Origin of the sequence: Streptomyces sp. H39-S7 (assembly GCF_027158205.1) — a bacterium.
GTDB lineage: Bacteria > Actinomycetota > Actinomycetes > Streptomycetales > Streptomycetaceae > Actinacidiphila.
Genome location: NZ_JAPVLU010000106.1, coordinates 1 through 9,720, shown reverse-complemented (window position 1 = coordinate 9,720; position 9,720 = coordinate 1). Strand labels below are relative to the sequence as shown.

The following is a 9,720-nucleotide window of genomic DNA, read 5'->3' as shown; positions in this document are numbered from 1 at the left end:
TGAGGCACCTCACTCACCCTCGATGACAACCCGTTGCCACCACAGTGCCACCGCCAGGCCCCAACACCCCAAAAATCATTCACGGATCACCAGGCCCGGCGAACGTTCGTGGACAACGCACTAGCGGTCGGCGGGGACGGTGGCGGTGGCGGTGTTCCAGCCCGAGACCCGCACCCGGGGCGCGGATCCGTGCAGGTCCGCCGTCCGGTACGAGGCGGTGAGGGTCACCGACTCACCCGGCCACAGGCTCACCTGGTTGTCGGACCAGGTCACCGGCAGCACCGGGACGCCGGCGCCGTCGACCAGATGGGCGTCGGTCAGCAGCGCGGGCGTGCGGCCGGTGCCCGTGTTGCGGAGGACGACCGAGGTCGTGGACGTGCCGTCGCTCCCCCCGGTGGTCCGTGCCGTCGTCGAGACGGTGGCCGGGGCCAGAGCGCTGAGCCCCTTGAGGTCGGCGTAGGCGGTCGTGGGGGTGTAGTACCAGTCGGTATTGTCCCAGTCCAGGACGTCCTGCCGGGTGGAGAGCCAGTACACGTTGCGGCTGACCTCGGCGCCCGAGGAGTCGGTGAGGACGAGCTTGGCCAGGTAGGTGGCGGACAGCCCGCTGACCGTGGACGGCACGGTGAGTGCGGTGGTCTTCGCACCGTCGCCGCCGACCGTCAGCCCGGTGCTGGTCCTGTCGTACTTCATGGTCCCGTCGGTGTTGTACAGGCTCACCCGCGCGGTCAGCCCTGACGCGGGTGGGTGCCGGTTGTTGACCAGGACCACGGAGCGGGTGTCGTAGGAGTACTGGACGTGCAGCGGCTCGTTGGCCTTCTTGGCGCCGAAGTAGGCCCCGCCCTGGTCGAGATAGCGGTCGACGAGCTGCCAGTGCAGTGAGGTCCAGCCGCTGTTGAACATCCAGTAGACGACACCGGTGGCCGGCTGGGAGCTGTCGGAGGCGTTGCGGCCGTAGGACTCGAACTGGGCGCGGACGGCCTCGTACTGGGCGAGCTGCGCCTTGCGGACGTAGTCGTCCAGGCCGGTGGGTTTGCCGTACCGGCCGGCCAGCGCGTTGCCGTACAGCTTGAGGTCGCTGAAGGTCGACGAGGGTGAGCGGTGGTACTGCTTGGCGGCGGGGTCCTTCCAGAGGGTTTCGAGCTCGGCGGGGGACAGCGTGCGGCGCAGCGTGTCCAGGGTGGGGATGTCGGGTCCGGCACTGGTCTCGGAGTTGAAGCCGGTGGCGCCGCCCTCGCGTTTGGCGTACCAGTAGTTGGGCGGCACCCAGTCGTAGGGGCCGCTCATCTTCATGCCGGACGGGCCCGACAGCGGTGCGGACTTGGCGGATGCGGCCGCGACCACGGGTGTCGGCCAGTCGGCGGCCTTGAGGGCGTCGAGGTAGTTCTTCTCGATGGTGGCGTCGGGGGCGAAGTCGCTGCCGATGAGGAACGAGATGACGCTGGGGTGGTCGCGCAGCCGGGCGGCCTCGCCGGCCATGGACGCCTTGGCGACGGGGTAGTCGGCCGCGGTCCACTTGTCGCCGGGTTCGCCGCCGTTGACGTTGCCCTCCCACTTGTCGCAGCACTCCCAGCCGGGCATCGTCAGGATGCCGTACCGGTCGGCCAGGTCGAAGAACTCGTCCGGTTCGATGTGGCCTTCGAGGCGGATGGTGTTGAGGCCCAGGTCCAGCGCGTACCGCAGCCGGTCCTCGGTGTAGGTGCGGTCCCAGCGCAGGAACACGTCGGGTGACCAGCCGCCGCCCTTGATGAGCAGTTTGCGGCCGTTGACGGAGTACTGGCGGGCCCCGCTGCCGTCCAGGGGCGCCTTGACGTCCCGGATGCCGAAGCGCTCCCGCGCGCTGTCCGAGGCGGCGCCGGCGACGGTGGCGGTCAGCTGCAGCTCGTACATCGACTGGGCGCCCATGCCGGCCGGCCACCACACCGCGGGACGGCTCAACCGCAGTTGGGGGTATCCGGACGGCGCGAAGGAGACCGCCTTGGTCTGGTGTGCCGCCAGGGCGACGTCCTGACGGAAGGCGAGGGCGCCGATGGTGCCGGAGACGGTCGTGGTGACCGGGTCGGCCGAGTCGTTGCGGACCTGTGCTTTCACGGTCAGGTCGGCCGAGCCGAGGGAGGGCAGCGCGAGGGCGGTGACCACGTGCGTGTCGCGCAGCGCCACCGGTCCGCCGCGGCGCACCAGGACGTCCCGGACCAGGCCCATGTTCTCGTCGGGCGGGGGCTGGAGCCAGTCGATCCACCCCATGGTCAGGTTCTTCCGCGGATCGTTGGGCTGCACGAGGAAGGCGACGGTGTTGGTACCCGCTGTGACCTGGGCGGTGACATCCAGCTCATGCCGGGTGTAGGCGCCCGCCACGGTGTCCTTCGTGGCGACCCGGACGCCGTTGACGTACACGTCGGCGGCCGAGACGACGCCGCTGAAGTCCAGGTAGGTGCGCGCGGAGGTGTCGTCGACGGTGAAGTCGGAGCGGTACCACCATGGGACGGCGAAGTCCGCGGTGGGGATCTTCTTGAGGTTCTGCGAGTAGAACGGGTCCGCGTAGCGGCCGGTGGCGAGCAGAGCGGCCAGGACGGTGGAGCGCGGACCGGCCGGGTACCAGCCGGCGGCGGGGTAGCCGGGGGTGGAGACCGCTGTGGGGGAGTCGGTGACCTTGGCGGAGGACTGGATGGCGTAGCCGGTGAGAGCGGTCGCCGTGCCAGGCTCGGCGGCGGCCGCGGTGACCAGTGCGGCCGTGCGCGCGGATCCGGGGGACGGGGGCGCGGCGCTGGCGGGGAGGACGAGGGCGAGGGCGAGACCGAGGACGGTGAGTGCCGCCGCGGTGGCCTGCCGTCGTCGGTGTGGTGCCGGACGGAGAAACACGCTGGATCTCCCAGTGGCTCGTGGGGGTTCGCGCCTGGGGCAGGGGTGCCGAGTTTCAAGTTAAGAAACTTTACTAACCCGTGTCCCCGAACCTAGGGAGCCGAACAGGTCGTGTCAACGGCGCCTGGGAGACGTGCGCGTGCCGGCGCGGTCCCGCGGTGCGGGTCGGCGCCGGCACGGGGTGCTGTCCGCGGCGGGAAGGCGTCAGCCGGCGTCCGGCCCCTGGGCGCGCACCTGTTCGACGTGCTCCAGGGAGTCGCGCAGGTCGACGAGCCATTCGTCGGCGTTGCGCTGGACCAGTCGGACGCACCAGGCCAGCGCGTCGCTGCGGCTGCGGGCGACGCCTCCGGCGATCAGGGTGTCGAGCACCTGGCGCTCGGGCTGGCGCAGTCGTGTCATGACGGGCGCGGCGACGGTGGTGTACCAGCCGCGGGTGTCCGCGCACTGCACGCCCCACGAGACCTTGCGCCCGTATTTCTCCTCGGCCTCGCGGGCCACCTCCATACGGGCGGCCCGGGTGCGCCCGCGGAACTCCGCGATGCGCCCCTCCCGTGCCGCGTCGCGCTCCGCCTGTGAGGCGTCCGCAGCCAGTTCGGGCTCGGGGATGCGGCCCACCACGGTGATCTCCTCCCGGTCGACGGTGACGTCCAGGAGCTCGGTGAACAGTCCTTCCGGCAGGCGCCCGGCGAACCAGCCGCGCACCGCCTCACGATCCTTTGATGTAATCATGTAATTAAAATTACTCCTCTCCTTCGGAGAGGCAAGCGATATTCGCTGTTTACTGCGAAGGGGCGGGTGGGCAGGGAATGACGGGCGACGACAGGGAGACCGGATGGACGGCGGAAGCGGGCTGGACCGGACGGGCACCCGGAGCGTGAAGTGGCTGACCGCGGGCGTCGAGCTGGACGCCGGGCGGATCCCGCTGGGCGTGGCCGACATGGACCTGCCGGGCTTTCCCGCGCTCTTCGCGGCGCTGCGGGACCGGCTGGACCACCCCGCGCTCGGCTACACCCGGGCCGATCCCGCCGCCCGCGAACGGGTCGCGCGCTGGTACGGCCGCCGGCACGCGGCCACGATCGATCCCGACTGGGTGGTGCTGCTGCCGTTCGGCCCCCGCACCGCCGTCCGCGTGGTGCTCGACGCCGCGGCCGCCGGCCCGGCGCCGCGCGGCCCGGTGCTGACGCCGACGCCCGAGTACGGCGGCTTCGCGGCCGTCGCCGGCGCCGCCGGCCGGGCTGTCCGGGAGATCCCGCTCGACCGGGCGGGCGGCGCGTACCGGCTGGCCGTCGACGAGTTCGCCGACGCCTGCCGGCGGGAGCCGGGCGCTGTCGTGGCGCTGAGCAGTCCGCACAATCCCACCGGCCGGGTGTGGGACGCCGCCGAGCTGCACGCGCTCGCCGCGGCCGCCGCCGGCTGCGGCGGAGTGCTGATCAGCGACGAGGTGCACTGCGAGATCGTGCATCCGGGGCGCCGGCACGTCACCGCAGTGAACGCCGCGGGCGAGTTCGCCCGGAACACCGTCGTCGTCCACTCGGTGGGCAAGGCCTTCAACGTCAGCGGCCTGGCGGACGCGTTCCTCCTCGTACCCGACGCCGACCTGCGACGACGTGTCGTCGCCACCCTGGAGGGGTTCGGCTTCTTCGAGGGCGGACGGCTGCTCGGGGCGCTCGCCCAGGAGATCGCGCTGGAACACGGCGAGCCGTGGCTGCGTTCGCTGACTGCCGGGCTGACGGCCCGGCGGGACCTGATCGTCACCCGGTTGGCGGAGGCGGTTCCCGGAGCGGTCGCGTGTGTCCCGGAGGCGTCCTTCCTGCTGTGGCTCAGCGGGGCGGCCTTCGCCGGCGCCCGGCGCCCGGCGGGGATCGCGCCGGACGCCGGGATCCGGGAGGTGCTGCTGGCGGCGTGCGGCGTGGAGTTGGCGGACGGCTCCGCGTTCGGGACGGCGGGGGAGGGCTGCGCACGCCTGAACTTCGCGCTGGCGGAGCCGGTGCTGGCCGAGGCGGCCGACCGGATCGCCCGTTTCGCCGAAAGGGCGCCGGGAAGACGGTCCGCGGGCCCGTGACAGGTGGGTCACCGGAGAACTGGCCAAAAAGCTAACAAATTCGAACAAACCATAAGAAATAGCGAGCGCAATCGGCCGCGGTGAGGCACATTGGTTAGCGGCCGCCACAGCGGCCCGATGGGAGACATCACCATGCGCCATGACATGGCAGGCACCGCCAGGCGACCGGCCCGGCGGCAGCCCGGATCCGCGGGACCGGTCACCGAGGCAGAGGCCGAGCTGTTCATCCACGGCATCTGCTTCAAGACCGGACCACCGACCAGGGTCGGTACCGAGCTCGAGTGGTTCCTGCACGACGCGCACGACCCGGCCCTCCATATCGACCCCGGCCGGCTGGCAGAAGCCGTCAGCGGCCTGGAACGGCTCCCGCTGAACGCAGGGCTGACCCGTGAGCCGGGCGGCCAGATAGAACTCAGCTCGCGCCCCGCCGACTCCCTCGCGCAATGCGTCGAGGAGACCTCGGCCGACCTGGCCGCCGTCCGCGGCCATCTGAAGGCACAGGGCCTCGTCGCCGCAGGCCACGGCCACGACCCCTACCGCACACCACGCCGCATCCTGGACCTCCCGCGCTACGTTGCGATGGAGGAGTACTTCGACCGCGCGGGCACCGCGGGTCGTTCCATGATGTGCAGCACCGCCTCCGTGCAGGTATGCGTGGACGCGGGCACCGACACCCCCGGCCCGCACGGCATCCGCTCCCGCTGGCGGCTGGCCCACCTGCTGGGCCCCGTCCTGGTCGCCGCGTTCGCCAACTCCCCGCTGCGCCAGGGCGTCCCCAGCGGCTGGCGCTCCACGCGCCAGGCCGTGTGGTCCCTGATGGACACCGCCCGCACCCTCGCCCCGCCGCTGGACCGCGAGCCGCGTGCCGCGTGGGCCCGCTACGCCCTCGACGCACCCGTGATGTGCATACGGCAGCAGGACGGCACGCCCTGGACCACACCCGCCGAACTCACCTTCCGCGACTGGATCGAGCACGGCGGTCCGGACGGCTCCGTACCCGCTCTCGACGATCTGCGCTACCACCTGACCACCCTGTTCCCGCCCGTCCGCCCGCAGGGCCACCTGGAACTGCGCATGATCGACGCACAGTCCGGCGACGACGGCTGGATGGTGCCGCTGGCCGTGGTCACCGCCCTGTTCGACGACCCGACCGCCCACCAGGCCGCGCTGCGGGCCCTGCTGCCGCTGGGCGCGGGCGGCCCGCCCGCCCCGCGCAACCCGCTGTGGGTCCGCGCGGCCCGCCGCGGCCTGACCGACCCCGCCCTGCGCAGGGCGGCCGACGCCTGCTTCCGGGCCGCGCTGGACGCGCTGCCGCGGATCGGCGCGCCCGGACACGTACAGGACACCGTCACCGAGTTCGCCGAGCGGTACATCGCGCGCGGCCGATGTCCGGCCGACGACCTGATCGATCAGCACCGCTCCGCGGCCGGCCGCGCGCCGGCCCGGACCGGCACGCAGACCAAGGAGGACCGCGCGTGAACGACAGCACCGCCCCCCGGCGGGCCCCCGGGCAAGATGATGAGGCGCTGCGCGACCGCATCGCGGCGGCGCTGACCACCGCGCGCGCCCGCACCCGGGTCCTGACCGAATGTGTCGACGACCCGGACCTCACCGCCCAGCACTCACCGTTGATGTCACCCCTGGTCTGGGACCTCGCGCACATCGGGAACCAGGAGGAGCTGTGGCTGCTGCGCACCGTCGGCGGCCAGGATCCGATCTTCCCCACCGAGATCAACTCCCTCTACGACGCTTTCGAGCACCCGCGCGCCGAGCGGCCCCGGCTGCCCCTGCTGCCGCCCGGTGAGGCCCGTGGATACAACCACGAGGTCCGCGGCCGGGTCATGGACCTCATCGAGAAGACACCGCTGCACGGCAGCGGACTGCTCGACGCCGGATTCGCCTTCGGCATGGTCGCCCAGCACGAACAGCAGCACGACGAGACCATGTTGATAACCCATCAGCTGAGGACCGGCCCCGCTGTCCTCACCGCGCCCGCGCCCCCCGCCGCACCCGCCGACGCCGCCACGCTGCCGCGTGAGGTCCTGGTGCCCGGCGGTCCGTTCACCATGGGCACCTCCACGGAACCCTGGGCGCTGGACAACGAACGCCCCGCCCACCGCGTCCACGTCGACGCCTTCCACATCGACACGACGCCGGTCATCAACGGCGCCTACCTGGAGTTCATCGCGGACGGCGGCTACGACGACCCGCGCTGGTGGGCCGCCCCCGGCTGGGAACACCGGCAGCGGACCGGCCTGCACGCCCCGCTGTACTGGAGCCGGGAAGGCGGCCAGTGGCTGCGCCGGCACTTCGGCGTAACCGAACCGGTGCCCGCGGACGAGCCGGTCCTGCACGTGTCCTGGTACGAGGCCGACGCGTACGCCCGCTGGGCCGGACGCCGGCTGCCCACCGAGGCCGAGTGGGAGAAGGCCGCCCGCCACGACCCGGCCACCGACCGCTCCCGGCGCTACCCCTGGGGGGACGCGGACCCGGGGGCGGAGCACGCCAACCTCGGCCAGCGGCACCTGCGGCCCGCCCCCGCCGGCAGCTACCCCGCCGGAGCGTCCCCGCTCGGAGTGCGCCAGCTCATCGGCGACGTCTGGGAGTGGACCGCGAGCGACTTCCTCGCCTACCCCGGATTCTCCGCGTGGCCCTACCCCGAGTACAGCGAGGTCTTCTACGGCGGCGACTACAAGGTGCTGCGCGGCGGCGCGTTCGCCGTCGACCAGGTCGCCTGCCGGGCCACCTTCCGCAACTGGGACCACCCCGTCCGCCGGCAGATCTTCTCCGGCTTCCGCACCGCCCGATCCCAGGACAACCGCTGATGTGCCGGCATCTGGCCTACCTCGGCCCGCCCGTCGCGCTGCGCACCGTGCTCACCGAGCCGGAGCACAGCCTGTACCGGCAGTCCTGGGCGCCGCGCGAGCAGCTCCACGGCACCGTCAACGCCGACGGATTCGGCGTCGGCTGGTACGCGGACCGCGATCCGGTGCCCGCCCGCTACCGCCGCGCCGGACCCATCTGGGCCGACGCGTCCTTCCCCGACCTGGCGCGCGTCATCTCCACCGGCGCGCTGCTGGCCGCCGTCCGGTCCGCGACCGAGGGGGGCGCGGCGGGAGAGAACGCCGCGGCGCCCTTCGCCGCCGACCGCTGGCTCTTCAGCCACAACGGGGCGCTCACCGGCTGGCCCGCGACCCTGGAACACGCCGCCGCGCGGCTGTCCGCCGCGGAACTGCTGTCCCTGGACGCGCGCTGCGACTCCGCCTTCGTCTGGGCCCTCGCGCTGCACCGGCTGCGGGGCGGGGAGCCGCCGGGCGACGCACTCGCCGGCACCATCGCCGACCTCGTCCCGCACGACCGGGGGCGGCTGAACCTCCTGCTCACCGACGGAACCGTCATCGCCGCCACCACCTGGGGCGACACCCTCTACTACCGCCACGAGCCGGGCCGTTCCGTCCTCGTCGTCTCGGAGCCCCACGACGACGAGGACACCTGGGTCAGGGTCCCCGACCGGACCCTGCTCGTCGCCACCCCCGACGAGATCCAGCTCACGACGCTCAAGGAGCCGAACCGTTGAGTACCTTCACGCTCACCCGCCGCCTGCCCGCCGACGCCACCGCCGACGCCCTGCGCGCCGACGTACGCGAAGGACTCACCGCCGACCCCAAGTGGCTGCCGCCCAAGTGGTTCTACGACGCCCGCGGCAGCGAGCTCTTCGAGGAGATCACCCGGCTCCCCGAGTACTACCCCACCCGTGCGGAACGGGAGATCCTGCAGGCCAGAGCCGGTGAGATCGCCGCCGCCACGGGGGCTGCCACGCTCATCGAACTCGGCTCGGGGTCGTCCGACAAGACCCGGCTGCTCCTGGACGCCCTGCTCGCCGCCGGGACGCTGAAGACGTACACGCCCGTGGACGTCAGTGAGGCGGCCCTGCAACAGGCCGGCGAAGCGCTGCTCAAGGAGTACCCCGAACTGCGCGTCGACGCGCTCATCGGGGACTTCCAGGGCGACCTGCGCGTGCCCGGCGCCGAGGGGCCGCGGCTGGTGGCCTTCCTCGGGGGCACCCTGGGCAACCTGCTGCCCGCCGAACGCGCCCTGTTCCTGACCGCGGTCCGCACCGGACTCGCACCGGGCGACGCGCTGCTGATCGGCACGGACCTGGTCAAGGACGAGGGGACCCTCGTCGCCGCCTATGACGACGCGGCCGGGGTGACCGCGGAGTTCAACAAGAACGTGCTGCACGTCATCAACCGCGAACTCGGCGCCGACTTCGATCCGGCCGAGTTCGACCACCTCGCCCTGTGGCACCGGCAGAGCGAGTGGATCGAGATGCGGTTGCGGGCCCGCTCCCATCAGACGGTGAAGATCCCGGAGCTGGACCTCGTGGTCGCCTTCGAGCCGGGCGAGGAGATGCGCACCGAGATCTCGGCGAAGTTCCGCGAGGACGGCCTGCGCGGCGAACTCGAGGCCTCCGGCCTGGACCTGCGCCACTGGTGGACGGACGCGGGCGGCCGGTTCGGGCTGTCGCTGTCCGTTCCCCGGTAACAGGAATCGCCGCCCACCCGCGGCTCTTCCAGGGGTGTCGGTTCCGGCGGACCCCGCCCATGAGACTCTGGGCACCGCTGAACTGATGTACGACACCTACAGGAGGGGTCGCGGGTGCCCGCGATACGTTTGACCCGGACGCATCGGATCCTTGTCGGTGTGGTGGTCGCCGGTGCGGTGGTGATCGCCGCGATCGGGTTCGCGGGATCGTACGCCGCGGTGCGGGAGCTCGCGCAGAACAAGGGCTTCGGCTGGTT

The 9,720-nt window shown here is 72.3% G+C and carries 8 protein-coding genes; 6 read left to right on the top strand and 2 right to left on the bottom strand.

The genetic code is table 11. The annotated features are described in order from the left end of the window. Positions 1-120: 120 nt before the first annotated feature. Positions 121-2,856: a glycoside hydrolase family 2 protein gene (locus tag O3X23_RS43160; protein WP_269280656.1), complete on the bottom strand. Its 2,736-nt coding sequence runs from the start codon at positions 2,854-2,856 to the stop codon at positions 121-123. Positions 2,857-3,060: 204 nt separating this feature from the next. Then, positions 3,061-3,585, bottom strand: coding sequence for a hypothetical protein (locus O3X23_RS43155; RefSeq protein WP_269280653.1), 525 nt, complete (start codon positions 3,583-3,585; stop codon positions 3,061-3,063). Positions 3,586-3,688: 103 nt separating this feature from the next. On the opposite strand from O3X23_RS43155, the gene O3X23_RS43150 reads away from it, so the two are divergent. The 6 genes from O3X23_RS43150 to O3X23_RS43125 form a co-directional block, all read left to right on the top strand. Then, complete coding sequence (locus tag O3X23_RS43150; protein WP_269280649.1) at positions 3,689-4,918, top strand: aminotransferase class I/II-fold pyridoxal phosphate-dependent enzyme; 1,230 nt, start codon at positions 3,689-3,691, stop codon at positions 4,916-4,918. 144 nt (positions 4,919-5,062) lie between these two features. Beyond that, a complete protein-coding gene (egtA, locus tag O3X23_RS43145) occupies positions 5,063-6,397 on the top strand; it encodes an ergothioneine biosynthesis glutamate--cysteine ligase EgtA (RefSeq protein ID WP_269280662.1) in 1,335 nt (444 codons plus the stop codon). Further along, positions 6,394-7,743, top strand: a complete 1,350-nt coding sequence (gene egtB / locus O3X23_RS43140) for an ergothioneine biosynthesis protein EgtB (RefSeq protein ID WP_269280646.1) — start codon at positions 6,394-6,396, stop codon at positions 7,741-7,743. The genes egtA and egtB overlap by 4 nt, the downstream gene beginning before the upstream one ends. Then, positions 7,743-8,495, top strand: coding sequence for an ergothioneine biosynthesis protein EgtC (egtC, locus tag O3X23_RS43135; protein ID WP_269280644.1), 753 nt, complete (start codon positions 7,743-7,745; stop codon positions 8,493-8,495). The genes egtB and egtC overlap by 1 nt, the downstream gene beginning before the upstream one ends. Continuing rightward, entirely contained in the window at positions 8,492-9,463 is a 972-nt protein-coding gene (gene egtD / locus O3X23_RS43130) for an L-histidine N(alpha)-methyltransferase (RefSeq protein ID WP_269280642.1), read from the top strand. The genes egtC and egtD overlap by 4 nt, the downstream gene beginning before the upstream one ends. Positions 9,464-9,577: 114 nt before the next feature. After that, positions 9,578-9,720 (top strand): DUF2637 domain-containing protein (locus O3X23_RS43125; protein ID WP_269280659.1); only part of this gene is annotated, 143 nt, incomplete at its 3' end.